The 24,029-nt window shown below is 43.4% G+C and carries 25 protein-coding genes and 1 other annotated feature; of the genes, 1 reads left to right on the top strand and 24 read right to left on the bottom strand.

Annotation, left to right across the window (positions count from 1 at the left end):
- Nucleotides 1-85 precede the first annotated feature (85 nt).
- From glyS to rpsU, 17 genes are all read right to left on the bottom strand, one after another.
- Nucleotides 86-2,125 carry a glycine--tRNA ligase subunit beta gene (gene glyS / locus M1D94_RS08735; RefSeq protein WP_038829712.1) on the bottom strand — a complete coding sequence of 680 codons (2,040 nt, stop codon included), beginning with the start codon at nucleotides 2,123-2,125 and terminating at the stop codon, nucleotides 86-88.
- The gene (gene glyQ / locus M1D94_RS08730; protein ID WP_003226213.1) at nucleotides 2,118-3,005 is read right to left on the bottom strand and encodes a glycine--tRNA ligase subunit alpha; all 888 of its coding nucleotides are present in this window, start codon (nucleotides 3,003-3,005) and stop codon (nucleotides 2,118-2,120) included. The genes glyS and glyQ overlap by 8 nt, the downstream gene beginning before the upstream one ends.
- Nucleotides 3,006-3,091: 86 nt before the next feature.
- Nucleotides 3,092-3,267 (bottom strand) — a binding site (T-box leader).
- A 39-nt stretch (nucleotides 3,268-3,306) separates the two neighbouring features.
- A complete protein-coding gene (recO, locus tag M1D94_RS08725) occupies nucleotides 3,307-4,074 on the bottom strand; it encodes a DNA repair protein RecO (protein WP_038829711.1) in 768 nt (255 codons plus the stop codon).
- A 36-nt stretch (nucleotides 4,075-4,110) separates the two neighbouring features.
- Nucleotides 4,111-4,254: a YqzL family protein gene (locus M1D94_RS08720; RefSeq protein WP_003230053.1), complete on the bottom strand. Its 144-nt coding sequence runs from the start codon at nucleotides 4,252-4,254 to the stop codon at nucleotides 4,111-4,113.
- A gap of 147 nt (nucleotides 4,255-4,401) precedes the next feature.
- Entirely contained in the window at nucleotides 4,402-5,307 is a 906-nt protein-coding gene (gene era, locus M1D94_RS08715) for a GTPase Era (protein WP_003230051.1), read from the bottom strand.
- On the bottom strand, nucleotides 5,288-5,698 hold the full coding sequence (locus M1D94_RS08710; protein ID WP_003230049.1) for a cytidine deaminase: 411 nt from the start codon (nucleotides 5,696-5,698) through the stop codon (nucleotides 5,288-5,290). The genes era and M1D94_RS08710 overlap by 20 nt, the downstream gene beginning before the upstream one ends.
- Nucleotides 5,699-5,816: 118 nt before the next feature.
- Nucleotides 5,817-6,188 (bottom strand): diacylglycerol kinase family protein, encoded by a 372-nt coding sequence (locus M1D94_RS08705; protein ID WP_015384119.1) that lies wholly within the window; start codon nucleotides 6,186-6,188, stop codon nucleotides 5,817-5,819.
- A complete protein-coding gene (ybeY, locus tag M1D94_RS08700) occupies nucleotides 6,169-6,642 on the bottom strand; it encodes an rRNA maturation RNase YbeY (RefSeq protein WP_003230039.1) in 474 nt (157 codons plus the stop codon). The genes M1D94_RS08705 and ybeY overlap by 20 nt, the downstream gene beginning before the upstream one ends.
- Nucleotides 6,643-8,778 (bottom strand): cyclic-di-AMP phosphodiesterase PgpH, encoded by a 2,136-nt coding sequence (pgpH, locus tag M1D94_RS08695; RefSeq protein ID WP_014664649.1) that lies wholly within the window; start codon nucleotides 8,776-8,778, stop codon nucleotides 6,643-6,645.
- A 78-nt stretch (nucleotides 8,779-8,856) separates the two neighbouring features.
- Nucleotides 8,857-9,816, bottom strand: coding sequence for a PhoH family protein (locus tag M1D94_RS08690; protein WP_014477373.1), 960 nt, complete (start codon nucleotides 9,814-9,816; stop codon nucleotides 8,857-8,859).
- Nucleotides 9,813-11,009: a sporulation protein YqfD gene (gene yqfD / locus M1D94_RS08685; RefSeq protein WP_003230033.1), complete on the bottom strand. Its 1,197-nt coding sequence runs from the start codon at nucleotides 11,007-11,009 to the stop codon at nucleotides 9,813-9,815. The genes M1D94_RS08690 and yqfD overlap by 4 nt, the downstream gene beginning before the upstream one ends.
- Nucleotides 11,010-11,027: 18 nt before the next feature.
- Nucleotides 11,028-11,309 (bottom strand): sporulation protein YqfC, encoded by a 282-nt coding sequence (yqfC, locus tag M1D94_RS08680; protein ID WP_003226191.1) that lies wholly within the window; start codon nucleotides 11,307-11,309, stop codon nucleotides 11,028-11,030.
- A 56-nt stretch (nucleotides 11,310-11,365) separates the two neighbouring features.
- On the bottom strand, nucleotides 11,366-11,785 hold the full coding sequence (locus tag M1D94_RS08675) for a hypothetical protein (RefSeq protein ID WP_024573276.1): 420 nt from the start codon (nucleotides 11,783-11,785) through the stop codon (nucleotides 11,366-11,368).
- 24 nt (nucleotides 11,786-11,809) lie between these two features.
- Entirely contained in the window at nucleotides 11,810-12,805 is a 996-nt protein-coding gene (gene floA, locus M1D94_RS08670; RefSeq protein WP_003230026.1) for a flotillin-like protein FloA, read from the bottom strand.
- A 21-nt stretch (nucleotides 12,806-12,826) separates the two neighbouring features.
- Nucleotides 12,827-14,140 (bottom strand): NfeD family protein, encoded by a 1,314-nt coding sequence (locus tag M1D94_RS08665; RefSeq protein WP_038829709.1) that lies wholly within the window; start codon nucleotides 14,138-14,140, stop codon nucleotides 12,827-12,829.
- Between the two features lie 130 nt (nucleotides 14,141-14,270).
- A complete protein-coding gene (locus M1D94_RS08660) occupies nucleotides 14,271-14,717 on the bottom strand; it encodes a GatB/YqeY domain-containing protein (RefSeq protein WP_003230022.1) in 447 nt (148 codons plus the stop codon).
- 14 nt (nucleotides 14,718-14,731) lie between these two features.
- Nucleotides 14,732-14,905, bottom strand: a complete 174-nt coding sequence (gene rpsU / locus M1D94_RS08655) for a 30S ribosomal protein S21 (RefSeq protein WP_003152957.1) — start codon at nucleotides 14,903-14,905, stop codon at nucleotides 14,732-14,734.
- Between the two features lie 172 nt (nucleotides 14,906-15,077).
- Between rpsU and M1D94_RS08650 the strand changes: the two genes are divergently transcribed.
- Nucleotides 15,078-16,001, top strand: coding sequence for a Na/Pi symporter (locus M1D94_RS08650; RefSeq protein ID WP_014480301.1), 924 nt, complete (start codon nucleotides 15,078-15,080; stop codon nucleotides 15,999-16,001).
- 35 nt (nucleotides 16,002-16,036) lie between these two features.
- On the opposite strand, the gene mtaB is transcribed toward M1D94_RS08650, so the two are convergent.
- The 7 genes from mtaB to hrcA form a co-directional block, all read right to left on the bottom strand.
- Nucleotides 16,037-17,392, bottom strand: coding sequence for a tRNA (N(6)-L-threonylcarbamoyladenosine(37)-C(2))-methylthiotransferase MtaB (mtaB, locus tag M1D94_RS08645; protein WP_424935063.1), 1,356 nt, complete (start codon nucleotides 17,390-17,392; stop codon nucleotides 16,037-16,039).
- A complete protein-coding gene (locus tag M1D94_RS08640) occupies nucleotides 17,392-18,162 on the bottom strand; it encodes a 16S rRNA (uracil(1498)-N(3))-methyltransferase (RefSeq protein WP_038829708.1) in 771 nt (256 codons plus the stop codon). The genes mtaB and M1D94_RS08640 overlap by 1 nt, the downstream gene beginning before the upstream one ends.
- Before the next feature lie 22 nt (nucleotides 18,163-18,184).
- On the bottom strand, nucleotides 18,185-19,120 hold the full coding sequence (prmA, locus tag M1D94_RS08635; protein WP_004398884.1) for a 50S ribosomal protein L11 methyltransferase: 936 nt from the start codon (nucleotides 19,118-19,120) through the stop codon (nucleotides 18,185-18,187).
- Between the two features lie 24 nt (nucleotides 19,121-19,144).
- Nucleotides 19,145-20,272 carry a molecular chaperone DnaJ gene (gene dnaJ / locus M1D94_RS08630; protein WP_003230010.1) on the bottom strand — a complete coding sequence of 376 codons (1,128 nt, stop codon included), beginning with the start codon at nucleotides 20,270-20,272 and terminating at the stop codon, nucleotides 19,145-19,147.
- Between the two features lie 199 nt (nucleotides 20,273-20,471).
- Nucleotides 20,472-22,307 carry a molecular chaperone DnaK gene (gene dnaK / locus M1D94_RS08625; protein ID WP_014477380.1) on the bottom strand — a complete coding sequence of 612 codons (1,836 nt, stop codon included), beginning with the start codon at nucleotides 22,305-22,307 and terminating at the stop codon, nucleotides 20,472-20,474.
- A 23-nt stretch (nucleotides 22,308-22,330) separates the two neighbouring features.
- Complete coding sequence (grpE, locus tag M1D94_RS08620) at nucleotides 22,331-22,894, bottom strand: nucleotide exchange factor GrpE (protein ID WP_003230005.1); 564 nt, start codon at nucleotides 22,892-22,894, stop codon at nucleotides 22,331-22,333.
- A gap of 71 nt (nucleotides 22,895-22,965) precedes the next feature.
- The gene (gene hrcA, locus M1D94_RS08615) at nucleotides 22,966-23,997 is read right to left on the bottom strand and encodes a heat-inducible transcriptional repressor HrcA (protein ID WP_003246126.1); all 1,032 of its coding nucleotides are present in this window, start codon (nucleotides 23,995-23,997) and stop codon (nucleotides 22,966-22,968) included.
- Nucleotides 23,998-24,029 lie beyond the last annotated feature (32 nt).

The following is a 24,029-nucleotide window of genomic DNA, read 5'->3' as shown; positions in this document are numbered from 1 at the left end:
AACGTAAATATCTTGTAATCAAACAAAAAACTTATAAATGGGGAAAAGACGATTACCGATCACACAGCAACCGCCTTTTCTCTCTTTATTTTACAATAAGGGCATTCATATTCGCAAAGGACTTGATCTCATCCGCCAAGCTTACCATTTGCGCTAAACGATTTGCCTTTAATGACTCATTATCCGCTATAACCATTGTATGATCGAAGTAAGCATCGATCGGTTCTTTTAAGGCTGCAAGTGAAGCAAGCGCCGCCTCATAATCTTTTTTGCTGAAGTTTTCCTGCAGATTTTGCTTCGCTGTTTGGTAGGCATCAAACAGTTTTGCTTCGTATTCATTTTCAAACAGATCAGGCTGAATGTCTCCGCGGACTCCTTTTTTGCTGATAGAGATCACTCGGCCTAACGCTTCGGCTGTTTCCTTAAAGCCAGGTGCACCAAGCTTTTGCTCCAGTACTTGTGCTTTATGCAGCGCAGAGTACGGCTCAAGCTCAGAGCTTTCCAGCACGGCGTCAATGACGTCATGTCTGATTTGTTCAGCATTCAAGACATATTTCAAGCGCTGAGTGAAGAAATCCAGCAGTTCATTTTCTTTATCGGTTTGAACGAAAGTAAGCAGCTCTTCAAATGAAATTCCCCAGTTGCGGTCAAGAAGAATCGCAACAATACCGCTTGCTTGGCGGCGCAGTCCGTAAGGGTCCTGGGAACCGGTCGGAATTACGCCGATAGAGAAGAATGAAGCGATTGTGTCAAGCTTATCCGCCATTGCTACAACAGCTCCGGTGAAAGTAGAAGGCGTTTCTCCGCCCGCTGATCTAGGCATATAATGTTCATTAACTGCCGCCGCCACAGCTTCATCTTCGCCAAGCATTCTCGCATACTTTTCGCCCATAATTCCTTGAAGTTCAGGGAATTCATATATCATATGCGTCACAAGGTCGAATTTAGAAATTTCAGCAGCCCGCTTCACATGTTTTAATGTATCTTCATCAGCCTGAAGACGAACGGCAAGTTTCTCTGCGATTGATGTGACTCTTCTAACCTTATCAGCAAGAGAACCAAGCTCTTCATGGAAAACGATATTTTCAAGCTTCTTCACATTTGCATCAATGTTTAGTTTCTGATCTTCTTTGTAGAAGAATGAAGCATCAGATAAACGTGCGCGCAGCACTTTTTCATTGCCTCGGGCCACATTTTCAATCGCGTGGCTGTTGCCGTTTCGGACTGTGATAAAGTGAGGCAGCAGGTCACCATTTTTGTCTTTGACAGGGAAGTAGCGCTGATGCTCTTTCATTGTCGTGACAAGCACTTCTTCAGGAATTGACAGAAACTCGGATTCAAATGAACCGTAAAGAGCTGTCGGGTATTCTACCAAATGATTCACTTCATCAAGAAGGTCTTCGTCAACTGGAATGCTCCAATTGTTTTCAGCAGCCATTGCTTCCAGCTGAGATTGAATCATTTGCTTTCGGACGCTAGGATCAGCAATAACATGCTGTCCTTTGAGCTGCTCTTCATAAGCTGAAGGTGATTCAATTGACACTTCATGTCCGAGGAAACGATGTCCCTGTGTTGTCCGTCCAGACTCAACGTTTGTGATCGAAAATGGAATGACATCCTGTCCAAATAATGCGACAATCCATTTGATCGGTCGGATATAACGCAAATCTTCATTTCCCCAGCGCATGTTTTTCGGGAAATGCAAGCTTGTAATTAAACCGCTCAGTTCCGGCAGAAGCGACTTCGTTTCTTGGCCGGCTTGGAATTTTTGCACGAATACATACTCTATGCCTTTTACTTCTTTGATGTACAGGTCTTCCACATTCGCGCCTTGGCCTTTTGAAAAGCCGATTGCCGCTTTTGTCCAGTTCCCGTCCGCATCAAGGGCAATTTTTTTCGCAGGCCCTTTTGCTTCTTCTTTTATATCATCCTGCTTTTCTGCGACATCCTTAACGAACACAGCAAGACGTCTCGGTGTATTGAAGAGTTTCACTTCACCGTGAGTAATATTTTTTTCTTTAAGCCAGCCTGTCAGCTTGTCGCCAAGCTGAACCATGCTTTCATTCAAAAAGCGCGCCGGCATTTCCTCTAATCCGATCTCTAAAAGTAAATCCTGTTTACTCATGAGAAGAACCCTCCCCTTTAAGCATTGGGAACCCTAGTTTTTCTCGTTCCTCATAGTAGGTTTTTGCTACTTTTCTAGCTAAATTCCGCACTCTTGCGATATAGCCCGTCCGCTCGGTAACAGAGATCGCACCTTTGGCATCAAGCAGGTTGAAAGTGTGCGAGCATTTCAGCACATAGTCATATGCTGGATGAACAAGTCCGTTGTCCATTTGCTTGATCGCTTCTTTTTCATATGTGCTGAACAATTGGAACAGCATATCGACGTCTGATGTTTCAAACGTATAAACAGAATGCTCATATTCAGCCATCATGAATAAATCTTTTACTGTAAACCCTGAGGTCCATTCCAAGTCAAACACGTTTTCTTTATCCTGGATATAAGACGCGAGACGCTCAATTCCATACGTAATCTCTACAGAAACGGGTTTACACTCTAATCCCCCGACCTGCTGGAAATACGTAAATTGTGTGATTTCCATTCCGTCAAGCCAAACTTCCCAGCCTAGACCCGCACAGCCTAAAGACGGATTCTCCCAGTTGTCTTCAACAAAGCGAATATCGTGCTCAAGCGGATCAATTCCAAGAGCACGCAAGGAATCCAAATACAGCTCTTGAATGTTATCAGGTGACGGTTTAATAATGACCTGGAACTGATGATGCTGATACAGTCTGTTCGGGTTCTCCCCGTAGCGGCCGTCTGCCGGACGTCTGGAAGGCTCTACATAAGCCACTTTCCACGGCTCAGGACCGATACTGCGCAAAAATGTATACGGGCTCATCGTGCCGGCTCCTTTTTCTACATCGTAAGCCTGCATAAGCACACAGCCCTGACTGGACCAATGCTTTTGCAAGGTTAGAATCATGTCTTGAATATTCATTTCAAGCACCTCCACTTTTCTTTCATAAGTTGGTTGACTGCGGCAGCAACCAAAAAACTCCCGTCTCTATGCTTGCCAGCCGCAAACATAGGGACGAGAGTTCTCCCGCGGTTCCACCCTAGTTGCTGAGAACAAAATCCCAGCCTCTTTTTTTAAAATTGCTCAAGAATGCCTTTCGTTGCGTGCTCATCCTTAGCTTACACCGCCCTAAGGTCGCTTTCATGAGGTAAACGCAAGTACTTCTTTCTCTCACTGCAACATATTTTATAATAAATGATCATATAAAAAGATGGACCAAAAGTCAACTTTTGTTTTCACCCATAAGATGTTTCATGCTTTCCATTTGATCTAAAAAGCGCTTTGATTTTAAATACAATCCCGAATATTCTTCGTAATATAAATCAATCACTTGCTTTAATTCAGCTTTTGTTTCCTCTTTTAAGGACACATTGCCGAGCCTCGACAGATCAAAATAGTAAAAGAGTCTTAACAGCCTTGCCGTTTGCGGTTTAATCGGTATCCTGTAAGGATCTTTTTCAAAACAGCGGTGGCATATAAAACCATTATCACGAACAGAGAAATGAAAGGTTCCGTCTTGGCTTTTACAATGTACACAATGATTTAGCTCAGGATACAGGCCCATGACACCGAGCATCTTCATTTGAACAATGAAGGTGATAACATCCGGATCTGTTCCTTCATTCAGCTGTTTTAATGATTCTAATATGAATTCAAATAAATAAGGGTTTGGCTTTTTTTCTTCTGTGCCTCTGTCGACTAACTCAGCAATATAGGCAGCATATGCTGTTAAAAACAAATCTTCCCTGATGCCTCTCATGCTGAGGATCATTTCCCCCTGCTGAAGCGTTCCGAGGCCCGATGTTTTTTGCACTAAGAAAGCACCATACAAAAAGGGCTGGCTGACTGCTGATAAACGGCTGTTCGGTTTTTTGGCGCCTCGTGCCATAACACCTATTTTTCCGTGTTCTCTTGTCAGTAATGTTACGATTTTATTCGTCTCTCCGTAATCATTTGTGCGAAGAACGATTCCTTCACATTTTGTCAGCATTTCCGCACCTTCCTCAAGCAGGAGCGGCCAAGAGGTTTATAAAATTGGATAATCAAATCGGGCTAGCTCATCTTCTAGTTCTTCGGGTCTTTCCATGTTCTCTTTTTCCAGTTCTTTAAAAAGAAGATACGTATCAACATTTCCTGTTTGAGAAAATACGTTCCAGGTAAAATTCAACACAAGAAACCCACCTTTCTGTAGTTAAACTAGCTTACCTAAACTCCAAATTCTTACCTTTATCTTGACCAGATGTCCTCCATTTCATGTTAAACAAAATTTGCTAATGTATCCCTGTTCCTGTGAGATAATGACACACACGGGAAGAGATTAATATTCGTCCTCTTTAAAGCCAAAATCGCGAAGCTGGGACATTTTATTACGCCAGTCCTTCTGCACTTTCACCCACAATTCAAGGTAGACACGGGAGCCCAATAGTGCTTCAATATCCGCTCTCGCTCTTTTTCCAACCTCTTTTAGAAGGCTTCCTTTTTTACCGATCACGATGCCTTTCTGAGAATCCCGCTCGACCACAATCGTTGCCGCTACGTGCACAGAACCGTTGTCCTGCCCTTTGATGGATTCGATGGCCACCGCAATGCTGTGCGGGATTTCTTCTCTCGTCAAATGCAGCACCTTTTCCCTGATTAATTCAGAAATGATAAATCGCTCAGGGTGGTCAGTTACCTGGTCACTCGGATAGAATTGCGGCCCTTCCGGCAAATACGCTTCAATCTGAGCGAGCAAGGTTTCGATGTTATTTCCTTCTAAAGCAGAAATCGGAACAATTTCCTTAAAAGGATAACGTTTGCGGTATTCGTCAATTAGCAGAAGCAATTGGTCGGGATGAATTTTATCGATTTTGTTTACGATTAAGAATACAGGCGTAGACATCGTCTGCAATTTCTCAATGATGAATTCGTCGCCCTTCCCGTAGCCTTCCTCAGCATTGATCATAAACAAGATCAAATCGACTTCTTTTAATGTATTTTGCGCCACTTTCATCATAAAGTCCCCAAGCTTATGCTTAGGTTTATGAATCCCTGGTGTGTCAATAAAAATGGTTTGTGATGTGCCTGTCGTCAGTACTCCTTGCACCTTGTTTCTCGTCGTTTGGGGCTTATCGCTCATGATCGCGATTTTTTGTCCAATGACTCTGTTCAAAAATGTAGATTTTCCTACGTTTGGTCTTCCAATAATGGATACAAATCCTGATTTAAAGCTTTCGTTCGTCATGTAAATCCTCCGATGAAAATGCGCCTGGCAATAATTCTTCCACAGTCATTTCTTTTATTTGTCCTTGTAAATTAGTCAGTACGACAATAACGTCTTTTGTGCACAGCTCAGAAATCACCTGGCGGCAGGCTCCGCACGGAGATACTGGTCCAGGGGTGTCAGCCGCAACGGCCAGCATCTGAAACTCTGTATCCCCTTCAGAAACAGCTTTAAATAAAGCGGTACGCTCGGCGCAATTGCACATGCTGTATGCCGCGTTCTCAATATTGCAGCCTCTGTACACTTTTCCATCCTTGGTAAGAAGAGCGGCTCCTACTTGGAATTTGGAATACGGCGCATATGCCATATCACGCGCTTTTAAAGCTTCTGTTATTAATTCTTGTCTGTTCATGTGTACATTCCTCTCTTACCTATAATGGTACCGCTATCACTTTATATTTTACATAATCGCGCGCTTTTTTTCACGCCCATTTCTAAAAATGTAAAATAAATGTAAGAATTTTCAGCCATTACAGCTTTGGCAAAAAAATAAGTAAACCAATGATACACGAAATCACGGCAAAAACGCAAACAGCCCCGGCGGCAGCGTCCTTAGCCGCTTTAGCAAGAGGGTGATGTTTGTCAGTTATTAAATCAACCGTATGTTCAATGGCTGTATTTAAAAGCTCAAGCGAAAACATACCGCCAATCAAAAGGAATATAATCATCCACTCAATCATGCTGAGCTCTACAAGGAAGCCGCAAATGAGAACAGCGCAGGCGGCTGCGGCATGAAACTGGAAATTCCGCTCCGTCCGCGCTGTTTCCCATATGCCCCGGCCTGCATGCACGAAGCTTTTGAAGAATCGCTTCAGCTCATTTCTATGATCTTTTGAGTCCATAAGCGTCCAGCAATTCCTTTTGCTTAGTAAACATCTCCTCTTCTTCCTCTTTCGTCATATGGTCATATCCTAAAAGGTGCAGAAATCCGTGTACAGCTAGAAATCCGAGCTCTCTTTTAAAAGAATGATTATACTCCTCTGCCTGCTCTCTTGTGCGATCGGCACTGATGATAATATCACCTAAAACCGGAGGCATTTCGGCGCCCACGATTTCGATCTCGCCTTCTCCCTCTTCTTCAAGAGCAAATGAGATGACATCTGTCGGAGCATCCTTTCCCCGGTATTCTTTGTTAATCTGATGTATGTCGTCATTGGAAACAATCGTGACAGAAACTTCAGCCTGGTCTTGAACGCCTTCACGCTCAGCAGCAAATTGAAGCAGATTTTCTACTTCTTTGAGCATCTCTTCTGAGACGCTTCCTGTTTCATCAACGATATCAATCAGTAAACTCATCTATTTCACCTTCTTAGTAGCCTCCGGATATTCAATCCGGGAGTGGAAAATTCCTTTTAATGTTGCACAGAGCGTTTTTGCGATTGTATCCAGCTCTTTAAATGTCAAATCGCATTCACTGAACTGTCCGTCCTGAAGCTTATCGGATATAATACCCCGGACAAGCTTTTCAATTCGTTCAGGATTTGGATTGTGCATGGATCTGACGGCCGCTTCAACACTGTCGGCCACTGATATAATTGCGGCTTCCTTTGACTGCGGCTTCGGCCCCGGATAACGGAACTCTTCCTCTGTAATCTGGTCGCCTTTTTCCTTCGCTTTATAGTAAAAAAACTTTAAAAGCGAGGTTCCATGATGCTGCTCAGCAATATCGACAAGCTCTTTCGGAAATTTATAGCTTCTCAGCATATTCGCACCGTCTGTCGTATGCGAGATAATAATATTTTTACTCAACTGAGGTGACAGCTTGTCATGCGGATTGTCAATATTCATTTGGTTTTCAATAAAATATTGCGGGCGCTTTGTTTTTCCGAGATCGTGATAATATGCGCCGACTCTTGCAAGCAAACCATTAGCCCCAACCGCTTCACAGGCTGCCTCTGATAAATTGGCAACCATTACACTGTGATGATATGTACCTGGTGTTTCTGTCAGTATTTTGCGCAAAAGCGGATGGTTAGGATTAGACAGCTCAAGCAGCCTCATGGTGGATAAAATGCCAAAGCCCGTCTCAAAAAACGGCATCAAGCCGATGATCAGTACAGACGAAGCAAATCCTGACACAACCCCCATCAGCATTAATGTTCCGATTTCAAGACCCGACAGTGCAGTGTTTTGGATCAATAATAAAGAAAGAACGACAACCATATTGATAAACGCTACGAAAAGCCCGGTCTGCAAAATCTTTGATCTGGCATTGTGCTTTCCTAAAAATAATACACCTGAAATGCCGCTGATCAAATAATAAATCCCTATGACATAATTGAATGTTCCTGTCACACCCTGATTAAACATCATACTTCCACAAATCGCAAGAATGATACTTCCCAAAATGGCAATGCGTTCATTCATCAGCAGTTTGATTAAGATGGCGCCGGCCGCAATGGGGACCAGATAGCCGATATTATTATACTCCATCTTCTGAAACAAACTGACAACCTCCATGATCACAAGCAAAAGTGTTGTGATAATCGAGAATAACAGAATGGATTGGTTTTTAAACTTCAGATTTTGTTTCTGTTTTTCAAAATAATATACAAGTGTTGCAATGAAAAGTCCGATCATAATCAATAGCCCGCTGATCGGTTTAAAGAGATTTGAGTTATTTAATAACCCGGTCAGCTCAAGTTTCCTGTACACTTCCCGATCAATGAGGTCATTTTCTTCCACGAGCACTTGCCCCTGTTTGATTTGAACCTGCTGGACATTATCTGAGGCTTCCTGCCGTTTTGCCTCTGTTGCTTTCGGATCGAAGACGTAATTCGGAATAATAGCAAAACGCCCGATTTCTGTCGCAGCTCCCAAGTATTTAGACGGAATAGAATTGCTCTTTAGCTCTTTTTCTACCTTATCCTTTGCATCAGATAGTTTATCCGAAGGGATTTCACTGCTCATGACCGTATTTACTGCGGTAATGACCGTATCTCTGACAAAAGAAAAGTCTTCACTGTCTGCTTTCAGCAATGTCTTGATGGAATCCTCCGATATAGAATCATTCACATCTGATGTCAATTTGTCCTTTACAGATTTGACCATTGATTTTTCCGATGGTGATTTACTGCCTTCTTCCGATGATTTTTTCACTTCACTAATACTGTCGAATATTGATGACACAAGGTCAATCCGATTGTCTGTATATTCTTTTTTTAATGTATATTGATCTTCAACCGCGTCCTCAGCGGCTTGCTTTTTTTCCTCTGTGGCTTTTTGATCTTCTACGGTTGCCGGAGCGTAAATGGTCTTGTCGCTGACTGAAAACAGGTCTAAATCAAGTGTTTCCGGCTTAACATGTACAAAGAGCAAAGCAAACATAATGGCAGCCAGCAGAAGATACAGCAGTACATGCATGGAGCGGGCATTTTTAAAATTGCTCCATTTTTTTGAGCTGCTTTTGGTCTTAGCCTTCTTTTTCAACACAAGAACCTCCTCTTGAAACATCAAGCCCACAAGCAATCATAAAAATGACCCGATAACGCGCGATCGGGTCATTCAGCATTAATTTTGCTTATCGTATGCTTCAATAATTTTCGCAACAAGCGGATGTCTGACCACGTCTGTCTGGTCCAGCTCAATCATAGAAATGCCGTCTATTCCTTTTAGCATCTCCTTCGCTACTGCAAGTCCCGATTTGACGCCTTTCGGCAGATCAATTTGGCTAACGTCACCTGTAATGATCATTTTAGAGCCAAAACCCAGTCTCGTCAAAAACATTTTCATTTGAGCAGGCGTGGTATTCTGTGCTTCATCAAGTATAACATAAGCATCATCGAGCGTCCGTCCCCTCATATATGCGAGCGGAGCAATTTCAATGATGCCTCTTTCCATCAGACGTTCTGTATGATCTGCCCCAAGCACATCATGAAGAGCGTCATACAGCGGGCGCAAATAAGGATCTACTTTTTCTTTTAGGTCACCTGGGAGAAAACCGAGGCTTTCACCGGCTTCCACGGCAGGTCTTGTTAAAATGATTTTTTTGATATGTCCGTTTTTTAAAGCATGGACTGCTTTTACGACAGCCAGGTACGTTTTCCCGGTTCCCGCCGGACCAATGCCGAATACAAGGTCATTCCGCTTCATAGCGGCCACGTATTCCCGCTGTCCCATTGTTTTTACACGGATTGATTTGCCTTTTGCGTTTTTTGTAATTTCTTCTTCATACATGCTTTCAAAGTATTCAAGTTCATTCTTCTTTGCCATTTTGATGGCGTAAATCACATCACGTTCAGAGATCTCTATCCCCTTGCGAATTAAAGCGAGGAGCGATCCCAGCAGCCTGTCTGCAATCTGAAACGATTCATCATCGCCTGAAACATAAATCGTCTCGCCGCGCGTAATGATATTTACATTCAGATCTTTCTCCATCAATTTCAAAAAAGAATCTTGGTTCCCGAAGAGTGAAAGCGCCTCGTCCGGGTTTTTCAGTTTTTGATTCATCGCAAGTAAATGTTCTGTCATTCTTCAGTCTCCCTGACAATAGGTGTGGTTTGAACGATATCTTCTATAACTTGGTAGAGAATAATCAACTTTACTTTACCATTCTCAACAGTCTGGTGCAAAACTTTTTCACTTTTCACCTCGCCGTTTTCGCCTATTTTATCCTCTACATCCTGTTTACCCAATTTAATGCCTTCTTGAACTGCTTCTTCTTTCGTATATTTTCGCAAAGCCTCTTCACTTTCTCTCGTTTGCTCTTTGACATAGGATACAGGGAGCTTAAATCCGAGAAAATGAAGCGAATGCTTTTCTTGTTCTGTTTTTGGATGCTTCAATTCCTCTTTTTTAAACGTCATCCCCCAGATCGGGATTGCCAAAGAACCAAAAGAAAGCTTGTGCTTTGTCCTTACTTTGCCCGTATAGACGTTAAATAATGTTTCAAGCGGGACTGTCACTTCTGATCTATACCAGGTTTCTCCGTAAATTTCTGCTTTTGAGGCGACTTCCTGCTGATGGTCTTCGCTGCCGATCAGTCCCGAAACAAGCAGCTGCCCCTTTTCAACATGATCGTGTATGGCGGCCATGGGCTGTCCTTTTTGCACAAACATTCTCGTAATGGTTGCTTTCTTTTTGGCGACAATATTGCGCGGGCTAACATACTTTTCTTTTTCGGGCTCATTTTTCTCCACAACTTTCATGTGAATGGTCGTCCCCTTCAGATCAACTCCGACCCAAGTGATATTGTCTATTCCATTGGTTAATGATTTCTGTATTTTTTCGGGCGACATCATTAAAAACTGCAGACGGCCCTTTTTGACGCCGATTTCATTAAGATGCTGCCTCATTTGATGTTCTGTTTCAGGCTTAGCGCCTGTCACATCAATTTTCCACACCATATTGGACAGCAAAAACAAAAGGATGAAAAAAATCGCAAAACCGATCGTAAACCCTATATTCAGCTTTGATTTCAGCAACAGGAAGGGAAATCCCTTCCGATTGATAAATCGGGCTTTACATTTAAATTTACTTCTCACCCGCCGAAAGGCATGTACATCCTGAAGCTGTATATATAACGATACGGCTTCTTTCTTTTTTTTGACATGAAAGACCGGAATCCCCTGTCTTGTGCATTCATTAAGGAGCCGCTCAATCCCTCTTCCCGTCAATTCAAGCTGGACCTTACCCGAAAAAAAAGACAGCCATTTATTTTTCACAACATTTCCCCCTCGGCTTTATGACTCAACATATCGAACGACATCAATCGTACCCTCCAAAAGTATCTCTTCCGGAAGAATCGCCTTGATGACAAAATTTTTACCAGATATGATGCACTGGCCCTGCTTCAGCATCAGCCTCACTTCATTCTCACTGAAAAGCAAAAGGCCTCTGTGGTTTTCTATGTAGATATGAAGTCTGCCAACCATTGTAATCCTCGGCAGATCCATCATAACGTCCGGGGGAATTTCCAATGCTCTTGTCAGCCAAGCTTTCATACGATTCTTTCTTTGCCCCATACAAAAAGAACCCCCTTTCATCTCATATGTATGATTTGAAAGGAGGTTCTAACACTTTAATTTTTACGGGCCGAGCGCATCGTGCGGTGAGGTTTTTTCGCCCGTGGAGGCCCGAACACCTCTCCTAGAACGATCCCCTGTACGACGGTGTCTTTATTCACCTGAAGCATTTTTTGTTTTGTGTATACTGTTTTTTGTTTGGCAGCAGCAAGATCTCGTTCCAGCCCTTTCAGGTTTCTTGCTGTTTCCCTGCGTCTTTCTTCCGCTTCCCGTCTTGCCTGTTCCATACGGTTAGGGATAGGTGCAGGGGCATCTTCTTTTGACTGCTTCTTTTGAGGAGAAGCAGATTGCACGTGTTGAGGTTTTTTTCTTTTTTGGCTGTTTTGCTTTTCTTCTTTGCTCTTTTTGCCGAAAATCGCAGAAATGATTCCGATGATCGCTGCAATAATAAGCGGATTGGTCAGTAAATCTTCCATCAGCGTTCTCCCTTCTTAGAGAGATTATGATTTGCGGTCTTCATCCGAAGGGTCTTTCGTCAGCTTGCCGAATGAATCACGCATTTCTGTGTCAGCATCGATGTTCTTGATATTCATGTAATCCATGACGCCAATATTCCCTTCACGCAAAGCTTCTGCCATCGCAAGCGGCACTTCCGCCTCGGCTTCTACCACTTTCGCGCGCATTTCTTCTACGCGGGCACGCATTTCCTGTTCTTGAGCGACAGCCATCGCACGTCGTTCTTCCGCTTTTGCCTGCGCGATATTTTTATCAGCCTCGGCCTGATCGGTTTGTAAAATTGCACCGATGTTTTTGCCGATATCTACATCTGCAATATCAATTGAGAGAATTTCAAACGCAGTTCCTGAGTCCAATCCTTTTCCAAGGACTGTCTGAGAAATCATGTCAGGGTTTTCAAGCACTTTTTTATGATTATCAGATGAACCGATTGTAGAAACGATCCCCTCACCTACACGAGCTACAATGGTTTCTTCCCCTGCTCCCCCGACGAGGCGCTCGATATTCGCTCTTACTGTGATTCTTGCTTTCGCTTTGACTTCAATCCCGTCCATTGCGACACCTGCAATGAACGGTGTTTCAATCACCTTAGGATTAACGCTCATTTGAACAGCTTCCAACACGTCCCGGCCTGCAAGATCAATGGCAGCACAGCGCTCGAATGTGAGTTCAATGTTAGCTCGCTGAGCGGCGATAAGCGCGTTGACGACTCTGTCAACATTACCTCCAGCCAGATAGTGGCTTTCAAGCTGGTTTGTTCCAACATTAAGTCCCGCTTTATGCGCTTTAATCAGCGGGTTAACAACCCGATTCGGAATGACGCGGCGAAGCCTCATCCCAACTAGAGTGAAAATGCTGATTTTCACTCCGGCTGCCAAAGCTGAAATCCAAAGCATTACAGGCACAAATGTAAAAAATACTGCCAAAACAATGATCGCTACTGCGACAATTGCCAGAATCATAAGTGTTGACGGATCCATATAACTTCTCCTCGTTTCTATTTAAATTTCTCTCACGACAATGCGTGAGCCTTCTACTTTAATCACTTTTACTTTTTTATCTTTTTCTGTAAACGATCCCTCCGAAACAACGTCAAGGCGTTCATCATCAATAATTACGGTACCGGAAGGACGCAGCGGTGTAAAGGTTATACCCACTTTTCCCATTAAGTCCGTTCGCGTTTGATTTGAAACGTAGCCGCTCTCCGTATTTGTAGAATCATTTAATATCAATTTCTTAAAGAATTTCATACGTTTTCCCAACACCCTTGTCAGTAAAATAAACGCTGTAATCGAAACAGCTGAGGCGATCAAGAGAGAAACCGCCATGACAGTGAAGCTCCCCGCAGCTAAAAACAGGCTCGCAATAATCGCTCCCAAGCCCAGTAATCCAATGATTCCTCCGGGAAGAAAAATCTCAAGCAGAATGAGAATCACCCCTGCTATAAAGAGGAGAACCGTCTCATACCCGGCAAGACCGGCTGCAAGATGCCCGTAAAAGAACAGCAATAACGCAATGAGTCCAGCCGTTCCAGGGAGGCCGACACCCGGGGAAAAAAGCTCCACCGTCAGACCTAAAAAAGCGATTGTCAGCAGAATAGGGACAATGACCGGATTCGTCAGCCATCTTGCTGTCTTTTCCGCAAAGCTCTCCTTTGCGTAGCTGATCTGCGCCTTTTCGAGCCCAAGCTTCTTTACGAGCGTGGACAAATTGTCAGCAGTGCCTTCTGAATAGCCTACCTCAATTGCCTTGTCTGCGTTAAGTGTCAACAGATCTCCCTTAGGCGCGCCGACTTCCTTGGCATCTATATCCGGGTCAGCCATTGCGAGCGCATATTTTGGATCGCGGTTATTTTTCACTGCGGCATCTTCCATCTCTGCCAGCCAAAGTGATTGAGCTTTTTGGTCAGCGGCATTGCCTTGGCCATCAACAATCGCGGCGGCTCCCATTTTTCCGCCAGGCGCCATATAAATGTGATCTGCTTGAAGTGCAATATATGCACCAGCAGACAACGCGCGTTTGTTGACATATGCAGTTACGGGGATCTCGCTATCGGTTATCAAATCGGCCATATCAATAGCAGATTTGACCAATCCCCCCGGGGTATTGATATCAAGAATAATATGGTCTGCATGTGCATCCTTTGCGTCTTGTAACGAACGGGACAAAAACGAGACGAGACCCTGTTCGACATTTTTTTCAACCGGAATCACATAAACAGTTTGTTTTTCTGCTTTAGCGTTCAGCTGTACGCCTAATAAAGAAAGCAAAAATATACCCAAAAGAGCAGCACGGAATCCTTTGATTTGAAGCAAGGGCGGTGTATCCCTCCTTCCTTTTATAATAAGTGCCTTCTCTTCATACGTAACAAATGTATCAAAGGTTTCATTTTTTTATGTATAAAAAAAGACATCTCTCTTAGAAAGATGTCCTTTTCTTTGCCATTTAAGACAGTTGACTGCTCACAAGCTTATTAATTAAACTTCCGTCAGCTTTACCTTTTACTTTAGGCATAATTGCCCCCATCACTTTGCCCATGTCCGCTTTTGAGCTCGCACCGACCTCCGCGATGGTTTCATTTACGATTGTACGCAGCTCTTCTTCTGACAGCTGCTCAGGTAAATAAACTTCTAAAATGTCCAGCTCTTTTTGAACTTTATCTACTAAATCTAAACGATTAGCGTTTGAAAATTCCTGGAGGGAGTCTTTACGTTGCTTAAGTTCACGAGAAAGGACAGTGAGTTCCTCATCCTCGGTCAAACTGTCTTTCTTAAGCTTAATTGCTTCATTTTGAAGTGAAGCCTTAACCATTCGAACGACAGTCAGTTTGTCTTTCTCACGGTTTTTCATATACAGCTTCATATCCTGGTTGAGACGCTCAAGAAGACTCATAAATCCACCCTCTTTTAGAATTTGCGTTTTCTAGCAGCTTCAGACTTTTTCTTGCGCTTTACGCTAGGTTTTTCATAAAATTCACGCTTTCTTGCTTCTTGCAAAGTACCTGTCTTTGATACACTGCGTTTGAAGCGACGAAGAGCATCTTCAAGCGATTCGTTTTTTCTAACGACCGTTTTTGACATTCTCTTTCCCTCCCTCCGAATACACCAATCGACTACCTTTAAGTTACACATATAAACATGTACTTTGACATTATAATATAAGCCATCAGTCAGGTCAACTAAGTGAGTTCACTTTTCCGTCATGAGTGCGACTGCCTGTCTATATAATGATAGAAAGGGGTTGGTGAATAGGATGTTAATTCTGATTAGCTTTACTGCTCTTATATTATTCTTTCTCACAGGCATGAACATGCTTCGAAAAGGCTTAATTTCTATGGCGTACTCAAAAATTGAAGATCGTTTGCTTTTATTTACAGACCATCCATTAAAAGCGTTTCTTATCAGCATTGTATTTACGGGGATACTTCAGAGCAGTTCAGCCTTTATGGTCATTGTCATCGGCTTTGTTAGTGCGGGTGTGCTTTCTTTTAAGCGGACGATACCGATGATTCTCGGAACAAACGTTGGGTCTACCTTTACAACTGAATTTATTGCTATCAAAATGGATATTTTGATTTGGGTTCTTTTAATAGGAGGTTTATTGTTTTTTCTGACTGGCAGGTATCCTTTGAAACAGCTGGGAACAAGCTTCCTCGGACTGGGCATCATCTTCTTTTGCATCAGCGGATTCAGCCACCTTGCCGGGCCGCTGACGAAGCTGAAAACGGGAGCCGACGTTCTATACCATGTTAACGATTCAAACTGGTCCGCTTTGCTCATCGGCATGGTGTTAACTGCCATCATTCACTCCAGTTCTGTCTGTATCGGCATTTTGATGAGTTTTATGAATGAAGGGATTATCGGACTGACACAGGCGATGAGCGTCGTACTCGGATCCAATATCGGGACATGCATTACAGCTGTCATGGCTGCTGTATCCGGTGGATATGCGGCGAAACAGACAGCGTATGCGCATGTGGTATTTAACGTGCTAGGGGTGGCTCTAGTATTGCCTTTTCTGACCGCAGCGACCGGCTTTGTAGAGCAGTTATCACCCGATCCTGCCCAAAGGATTGCTCATTTCAGCCTTTTATTTAATGTAGTAACAGCTCTTTTATTTCTTCCGCTTACAAACTTGTTTTACCGCTTGATTCACCTTCTTATCCCGGCTAAATAAAAAACCGGTACATTTTAATGCACCGATTTTTTAGGTTAAGAAGACAAACGCATGTGTTCAGTTATTTCATCCTCAACCACACGGACAAACTGTCCTTCGTTGTAAGGATAACCTGCTTTTAGGATTTTGACTTTTACGATTTTGCCGATCATATCTTCCATACCTTTGAAAACAACCTTCATATAATTGTCTGTGTAACCGACAAACATATTTTCTTCTTCTGTTTCCTTAAACGCTTCCTCAGGGATAATCTCAAGCACTTCATTTTCATACTGAGAAGCGTATTCTTTTGCAAGCTGGTCAGAAAGAGCAATCAGGCGGTGCACACGTTCGTTTTTCACGTTTTCATCCACTTGGTCTTCCATTCGCGCAGCTGGTGTTCCTGTACGTTTACTGTAAGGGAAAACATGCAGTTCAGAGAATTTATGTTCTTTAATAAAGTTATAGGTTTCCATAAATTCTTCTTCTGTTTCTCCAGGGAATCCGACGATGACATCAGAAGTAACAGCTAAGCCTGGCAGTGCTTTTTTCAATTTATTTAAACGGTCTGCAAAGAATTCCATTGTATATTTGCGTCTCATTCGTTTAAGCACTGTGTTTGATCCGGATTGGATAGGAATATGCAAATGATTCACTATCTTATCTGAGCGGTCTAAGACCTCGATCACTTCGTCAGTGATTTGGCTGGCTTCGATTGAAGAAATTCTGATCCGTTTCACGCCTTCCACACGGGTGTCTAATTCGCTCAAAAGCTTCGCGAAGTTGTAATCTTTCATATCTTCGCCATAGCCGCCTGTATGAATACCCGTAAGAACAATTTCCTTATATCCGGCATCAACAAGCTGCTGCGCTTGTTTAATGACTTCTTCAGGATCGCGGGAGCGGAGCAGGCCGCGCGCCCACGGAATGATACAGAATGTGCAGAAATTATTGCAGCCCTCCTGTATTTTTAATGACGCTCTTGTGCGATCCGTGAAAGCAGGCACATCAAGCTCTTCATATACTCTTGCTTTCATGATGTTGCTGACGCCATTAATCGGCTGGCGTTCTTCTCGGTATTGGTCAATGTAGCCAAGCATTTTTTCACGGTCCTGTGTTCCAACTACAATGTCGACACCGGGGATCGCCATAATCTCAGCAGGTGAGGTTTGCGCGTAGCAGCCTGTGACACAGATGACACCGTCAGGATTTTGACGAATGGCGCGTCTGATCACTTGGCGGCTTTTTTTATCTCCCGTATTTGTAACCGTACATGTATTAATGACATATACATCAGCTGTTTGTTCAAAGTCTCTTCTTTCATAGCCCGCTTCTTTGAAAAGCTGCCAGATTGCTTCTGTTTCATAATGGTTGACTTTACAGCCAAGCGTATGGAAAGCAACAGTTGCCATTACTGATCACCTCTTAATAACTCTGTTTGATAAGAAATCGCGCTCAACGCGTATAGCGGAGCGGTTTCTGTCCTTAAAATTCTCGGTCCAAGGCCGCACGTCACACCGTCTTGCTTTGTGAGCCGTTCAACCTCCGCTTCTGTTAAACCGCCTTCTGGACCAAATACGATCAATAGAGATGATCCTTTCGGAAGGCTGCTTACAATCGCGCTGAATGCGCTTATTTCCCCTTGCTTCGATGACTCCTCGTATGCAACGACACATTTATCGAAATCCTGCATCCTTTGAAGAAGCTGCTGAAAAGAATGGACATCCATCACTCGCGGCACTTCGTTACGGTACGATTGCTCAGCCGCTTCCTTTGCAATTTTCGTCCATCTTTCCCGCTTTTTCTTTGCCTTTTTGTCATCCAGCTTGACAACAGAACGCGCGGCTTGGAAAGGAATAAAGGCATGAGCTCCGAGCTCAGTCCCCTTTTGGATAATCCATTCAAGCTTATCTCCTTTCGGAAGGCCGCTCGCAATATAGACCTTTATCGGAAGCTCTCTGTTTTCATTCGTCCATTCTATCACAAGGCAGGACACTTTATCTTTGGAAACAGATTGAAGTTCACATTTTGCCTCGAAGCCGTCTTGAGAGCAGCAGATAATCTGATCTCCCTCATTCATTCTCATCACGTTCACAATATGATGAACATCTTCGCCGGTAATCGAAAAAGCCGGCGCTTCCTCTATTTGCTGCTTCGTGAGCTCGATAAAATATCGTTGCATACGCTGTGACACCTACTAACTGTTATTTTTTCGCAATAATGCTGACCCAATCTTCCATTGAAAGGATTTCTACAATGGTAAAGCCAGCTTGTTCCAGTGCTTCTTTTACTTCTTGTTTTTTATGCCCGATGATTCCTGACGTAATAAAGTGGCCGCCTTCTTTTAACAGGCTGTACGCTTGTGAAGTAAAGCGAAGAATGACTTCAGCCAAAATGTTGGCCACAATCACATCATGTTCCCCTTCAATCCCGTCTAACAAATTGTTTTGCTTCACTTGAGCAATATCGCTGACTTTGTTCAGCTTGAGATTAAGGCGTGCACTTTCTACAGCCACGGGATCAAGATCGTAGGCATGAACCGATTCAGCCTCAAGCATTGCAGCCGCAATACTTAAAATTCCCGAACCAGTGCCGACATCAATCACCTTATCACCCTTTTGCACAAAGCGTTCAAGCGCCTGAATGCAGAGTACGGTTGTCGGATGTGTCCCTGTGCCGAAAGCCATTCCCGGGTCCATTTCAATAATCAGTTCATCAGTATGGACCGGCGTATATTCCTCCCACGTCGGCACAATTGTAAACTTTTCAGAAATTTTCACAGGATGATAATACTTTTTCCAGGCAGTCGCCCACTCTTCTTCATTTACTTCAGAAATAGTGATGTGGTTTCTGCCCAAATCAATATTGTAAAGAAGGAGATTATTAATCGTTTCTTTAATGCCGTCTACAGTTTCGCCCAGAAAACTGTTAACCGGCAGATATGCTTTGACAATGACACCCTCATCTGGGTAATCATTGGGGTCGAGCTGGTAGATTTCCCCGTACACATTCTCACGTTCTTTAATTAAATCAAGCGGGTCCTCTATCACAACCCCACTTGCACCAGCTTCATGCAATATATTTGAGATAGGTTCGACCGCTTCATGTGTTGTGTGAATGCTTAATTCGGACCATTTCAAAACTACCAACTCCTCATCCAATAATTAATCGCCTTTAAACGCGCGTTTTACCTTGTCAAAGAAACTCATTTCCTGTTCGTCAGGCAGGTTTCCGCTGACTTCGGCAAATTCACGGATAATGTCTTTTTGTTTATCAGTCAGATTTGTCGGCGTAACGACGCGGACGACGATATGCTGGTCACCCTGTCCATAGCCTCTGACATTTTGAACGCCTTTGCCTCTTAATCTGAATTTTGTTCCTGTTTGTGTACCGGCCGGAATTTTCAATTTCACTTTTCCATGCAGCGTCGGCACTTCTACTTCATCTCCAAGAGCAGCCTGAGCAAACGTTAACGGCATTTCACAGTAAATATCATCGCCGTCACGCTCGAAGAACTCGTGTGCGCGTACATGGAACACGACAAATAAATCCCCAGCAGGGCCGCCGTTTATTCCTGGTTCACCCTGTCCCGAGAGACGAAGCTGCTGCCCGTCATCTACACCGGCTGGAATTGTCACATTGATTTTCTTGCGTTTTTTGATTTTTCCTTTGCCGCCGCAATCCGCACATTTGTTTTTAATGATTTTGCCTGTACCTTCACAGTGGTGGCAGACCCGTCTGTTAACGACTTTTCCAAACGGTGTATTTTGCTCCACGTTTAACTGGCCGGAGCCTCCGCAGTGGGAGCATGTTTCTGGATTTGTTCCAGGTTTCGCACCTGAGCCTTTACATGTCTCGCACGTTTCCTCGCGGGGAATTTCGATGGTTGTTTCTTTACCGAAAGCCGCATCCTCAAACGACAGGGTCATCGTATACTGTAAATCAGCACCCTGGCGCGGAGCATTTGGATCTCTCCGTCTTGTGCCTCCGCCGAAAATACTTGAGAAAATATCATCGAAACCAAAACCGCCGAAATCGCCGCCGCCAAAACCTCCGCCGCCGAAGCCTTGGTTAGGGTCAGTGTGACCAAATTGATCGTAATGCGCACGTTTTTGGTCATCTGACAGCGTTTCGTACGCTTCTTTTACCTCTTTAAATTTTTCATCTGATCCGGCTTCTTTGTTAATATCAGGATGATATTTTTTTGACAGCTTCCGATAAGCTTTTTTAATTTCATCCTTTGAAGCGCTCTTACTTACTCCCAGCACTTCATAGTAATCACGCTTACTCATCTCGCTTCACTCTCCCGAATTTCTCACATAAATTAGATTGTATCATTTTGAATTATGATTTTTCAATTCCTTTTATCCCGGGCAAGAAAAAAAGTCAAAGCCAAGAGATGCCTGACTTTGACTTTCTAATCATTGAATCAGATTATGAAATGTGTTCTTTTCGGTCAGCTCCGGAAGCGGGGCTGACACTAAAAAGAACTTATTTTTTGTTTTGGTCGTCGTTTACTTCTTCGTATTCAGCGTCGACAACGTTGTCATCCGCTTTGCCTTCAGCGTTTGCTCCGCCTTGAGCTTGCTGTGCTTTAGCAGCTTCTTCATAAAGCTTCATAGAAAGCTCTTGAACGATTGTTTGAAGCTCATCTTTTTTCGCTTTGATCTCTTCAAATTCGTTTTTCTCAATTGCTGCTTTTAAAGCGTCTTTGGCATCGTTGGCTTTTTTCACTTGTTCTTCATCCACTTTGCCTTCAAGATCTTTTAATGTTTTCTCAGTTTGGAAAACAAGCTGATCTGCTTCGTTGCGGACTTCGATTTCTTCTTTTTTCTTCGCATCAGCGTCAGCATTTTCTTCCGCTTCTTTAACCATGCGTTCGATCTCTTCATCTGAAAGACCTGAAGAAGATTTAATTGTAATGTTTTGTTCTTTCCCTGTGCCTAAGTCTTTTGCTCTTACGTTTACGATACCGTTTTTGTCAATATCGAAAGAAACTTCGATTTGAGGCACGCCGCGCGGTGCTGGCGGGATATCAGTAAGCTGGAAGCGGCCGAGTGTTTTGTTGTCGGCAGACATTGGGCGCTCACCTTGAAGAACATGGATATCAACAGCTGTTTGGTTATCAGCAGCAGTTGAGAACACTTGAGATTTGCTTGTCGGGATCGTCGTGTTGCGGTCGATCAGTTTTGTAAACACGCCGCCCATTGTTTCGATACCGAGAGAAAGCGGTGTAACGTCAAGAAGAACAACATCTTTTACGTCACCTGTGATAACGCCGCCCTGAATCGCAGCACCAAGCGCTACAACTTCATCCGGGTTTACGCCTTTATGCGCTTCTTTTCCAGTTTCTTTTTTGATTGCTTCTTGTACGGCAGGGATACGAGTTGATCCGCCGACAAGGATGACTTTGTCGATTTCGCTTGCAGAAAGTCCTGCATCTTGAAGCGCTTGACGGACAGGACCCATTGTGCGCTCTACTAAATGAGAAGAAAGCTCTTCGAATTTAGCGCGAGTTAATGTAAGTTCAAGGTGAAGCGGTCCTGCTTCTCCAGCTGTGATAAACGGTAAAGAAATTTGCGTAGAAGATACGCCGGAAAGATCTTTTTTCGCTTTTTCAGCTGCGTCTTTCAAACGCTGAAGCGCCATTTTGTCTTTTGATAAATCAATGCCGTTTTCTTTTTTGAATTCAGAAACAAGATGATCGATGATAACTTGGTCAAAATCGTCCCCGCCCAGACGGTTGTCGCCGGCAGTTGAACGAACTTCGAATACACCGTCGCCAAGCTCAAGAATGGAAACGTCGAATGTACCGCCGCCAAGGTCGTATACTAGGATCGTTTGATCTTCATCTGTTTTATCAAGTCCGTATGCAAGCGCTGCTGCAGTTGGCTCGTTGATGATACGTTCTACTTCAAGACCGGCAATTTTACCAGCGTCTTTTGTTGCTTGACGCTCAGCATCGTTAAAGTATGCAGGAACTGTGATAACTGCTTTTGATACTGTTTCGCCAAGATAGCTTTCAGCGTATGATTTAAGGTGTTGAAGGATGATAGCAGACACTTCTTGTGGAGTGTAATCCTTTCCTTCAATTTCAACTTTATAATCAGTACCCATATGACGTTTGACTGACATAATTGTGTTAGGGTTTGTAATAGATTGGCGTTTAGCCACTTCCCCTACTTGACGTTCGCCGTTTTTAAACGCAACAACTGATGGCGTTGTGCGGTTTCCTTCAGCGTTAGCAATAACTTTAGGCTCGCCGCCTTCAAGCACTGCCACACATGAGTTTGTTGTTCCTAAGTCGATTCCGATAACTTTACTCACTTGAATAACCTCCTGCTATGTAATTATTGATTCACTTTGACCATGGAAGGGCGAATGACGCGATCCTTCAGCTTATAGCCTTTTTGCATTTCCTCAACAACAATGTTGGAGCCGTAGTTTTCGTCTTCAGCCTGCATAACAGCTTGGTGCAGATTAGGATCAAATTCCTGCCCTACAGCTTCGATGGCTTCGACGCCTTCTTTTTTCAAGGCTTCTACGAGCTGACGGTGGACCATTTCCATTCCCTGGAGCAAACTTTTCGTCTGTTCATTGTCGGCTTCAACCTGAAGCGCTCGTTCAAAGCTGTCAAGAGCCGGCAGCAAATCAGTCACGATATTTTGAGAACGGTATTTTTGGGACGCTTCCATCTCTAAACGGCTGCGTCGTTTATAGTTTTCAAAGTCTGCTTGAACACGCAAAAGTTTGTTTTCTTTTTCCTCAAGCAAACCTTGCAATTCGTTAATTTGGTTTTGAAGAAGTTCGCTTTCATTTGTTTCTTCCTGCTGTTCATCAGCGGCAGCTTGTTCTTCAATGATTTCTTGCTCTTCTGTTTCGTTTTGTTCAACGGTTTGTTTTTCTTCTGACATTGTGTTCACCTCCCTCAAAGTGTAAGGAGAAGGACAGGTGCTGCCCTTCGATAAAATTTGCCAAAATTCCCTTATTCATCATACAGACTTGTTAATGCTTTTGACAAGTCCGAAGTCACATGCTGAAGCAGGCTGACAACCCTGGAATAATTCATGCGGGTCGGGCCGATAATCGCAATTGAGCCGATCTGCTTCTGGTCTACGGAATAAGAAGCCGTAATCAGACTGCAATTTTCCATCTCTTCATAGTCGTTTTCTTTTCCGATTTTAATCGAAATTCCCGTGTGCGGGGATTGAACCAGCTTTAAAACATCCTGTTCTTTCTCAATTAATGAAAGGAGCGACCGAACTCGGGTGATATCATGGAACTCAGGCTGGTTCAGCATATTGATTTTCCCGCCAAAAAACAACTTTTCAACATGATTTGTGGAATGAAAGGTTGAACGAAGCGCGTCGAGTATATTGTCATAGTTCTTAATGTGCTGTCTTAGGTACATGACAACTTCCTTAAATATGCGCTCATTCAGTTCATCCATTGGAACGCCGCTTAAACGGTCGTTCAGTATATTGACCAGTTTTTCAATATCAGACAGATCCATTTTGGTCGGAAAGTTAATCGTTTTGTTTTCCACATGCCCCGTATTGGTAACGAGAATCGCTACCGCCATATCAGGCTGAATCGGAATGATTTGAATCTGTTTAAGGTAATTCTCACTCAGCTTCGGCCCGAGTACGATGGATGTGTAATTCGTCAGATCGGACAAAATTTGCGCTGATTTTTGAACTGTCTTCTCCAGCTCGAAAATTTTCTCTTTGAAGATCGAGTGGATTTGGTCCAGGTCGCTTTTCGTCAGTTTGACGGGTGACAGCAAATGGTCAACATAGTACCGATACCCTTTTTCTGACGGAACACGTCCTGAGGATGAATGGGTTTTTTCAATAAAGCCCAATTCCTCCAAGTCAGCCATCTCGTTTCTTATTGTTGCAGAGCTAAATGTGATTTCATCTTTTTTCGAAAGAGTTCTTGATCCCACCGGCTGTGCCGATTTAATAAAATCGTTGATTATAACCTGAAGGATCAGCAGCTGACGATTTGTTAACATCATCATCACCTCTGTTAGCACTCTCAATAAGC

Source organism: Bacillus sp. JZ109 (assembly GCF_053903135.1).
This window is presented reverse-complemented; position numbering and strand designations above follow the sequence as displayed.

What these genes read in the sequence shown, in the direction of transcription:
- hrcA (WP_003246126.1), bottom strand. Translation starts at nt 23,997, where the DNA reads ATGTTAACAAATCGTCAGCTGCTGATCCTTCAGGTTATAATCAACGAT.
- M1D94_RS08650 (WP_014480301.1), top strand. Translation starts at nt 15,078, where the DNA reads ATGTTAATTCTGATTAGCTTTACTGCTCTTATATTATTCTTTCTCACA.
- floA (WP_003230026.1), bottom strand. Translation starts at nt 12,805, where the DNA reads ATGGATCCGTCAACACTTATGATTCTGGCAATTGTCGCAGTAGCGATC.
- M1D94_RS08660 (WP_003230022.1), bottom strand. Translation starts at nt 14,717, where the DNA reads ATGAGTCTTCTTGAGCGTCTCAACCAGGATATGAAGCTGTATATGAAA.
- M1D94_RS08710 (WP_003230049.1), bottom strand. Translation starts at nt 5,698, where the DNA reads ATGAACAGACAAGAATTAATAACAGAAGCTTTAAAAGCGCGTGATATG.
- M1D94_RS08690 (WP_014477373.1), bottom strand. Translation starts at nt 9,816, where the DNA reads ATGACAGAACATTTACTTGCGATGAATCAAAAACTGAAAAACCCGGAC.
- glyS (WP_038829712.1), bottom strand. Translation starts at nt 2,125, where the DNA reads ATGAGTAAACAGGATTTACTTTTAGAGATCGGATTAGAGGAAATGCCG.
- M1D94_RS08675 (WP_024573276.1), bottom strand. Translation starts at nt 11,785, where the DNA reads ATGGAAGATTTACTGACCAATCCGCTTATTATTGCAGCGATCATCGGA.
- glyQ (WP_003226213.1), bottom strand. Translation starts at nt 3,005, where the DNA reads ATGAATATTCAAGACATGATTCTAACCTTGCAAAAGCATTGGTCCAGT.
- M1D94_RS08640 (WP_038829708.1), bottom strand. Translation starts at nt 18,162, where the DNA reads ATGCAACGATATTTTATCGAGCTCACGAAGCAGCAAATAGAGGAAGCG.
- yqfC (WP_003226191.1), bottom strand. Translation starts at nt 11,309, where the DNA reads ATGGGGCAAAGAAAGAATCGTATGAAAGCTTGGCTGACAAGAGCATTG.
- dnaJ (WP_003230010.1), bottom strand. Translation starts at nt 20,272, where the DNA reads ATGAGTAAGCGTGATTACTATGAAGTGCTGGGAGTAAGTAAGAGCGCT.
- era (WP_003230051.1), bottom strand. Translation starts at nt 5,307, where the DNA reads ATGACGAACGAAAGCTTTAAATCAGGATTTGTATCCATTATTGGAAGA.
- grpE (WP_003230005.1), bottom strand. Translation starts at nt 22,894, where the DNA reads ATGTCAGAAGAAAAACAAACCGTTGAACAAAACGAAACAGAAGAGCAA.
- mtaB (WP_424935063.1), bottom strand. Translation starts at nt 17,392, where the DNA reads ATGGCAACTGTTGCTTTCCATACGCTTGGCTGTAAAGTCAACCATTAT.
- M1D94_RS08705 (WP_015384119.1), bottom strand. Translation starts at nt 6,188, where the DNA reads ATGGACTCAAAAGATCATAGAAATGAGCTGAAGCGATTCTTCAAAAGC.
- recO (WP_038829711.1), bottom strand. Translation starts at nt 4,074, where the DNA reads ATGCTGACAAAATGTGAAGGAATCGTTCTTCGCACAAATGATTACGGA.
- rpsU (WP_003152957.1), bottom strand. Translation starts at nt 14,905, where the DNA reads ATGTCAAAAACGGTCGTTAGAAAAAACGAATCGCTTGAAGATGCTCTT.
- ybeY (WP_003230039.1), bottom strand. Translation starts at nt 6,642, where the DNA reads ATGAGTTTACTGATTGATATCGTTGATGAAACAGGAAGCGTCTCAGAA.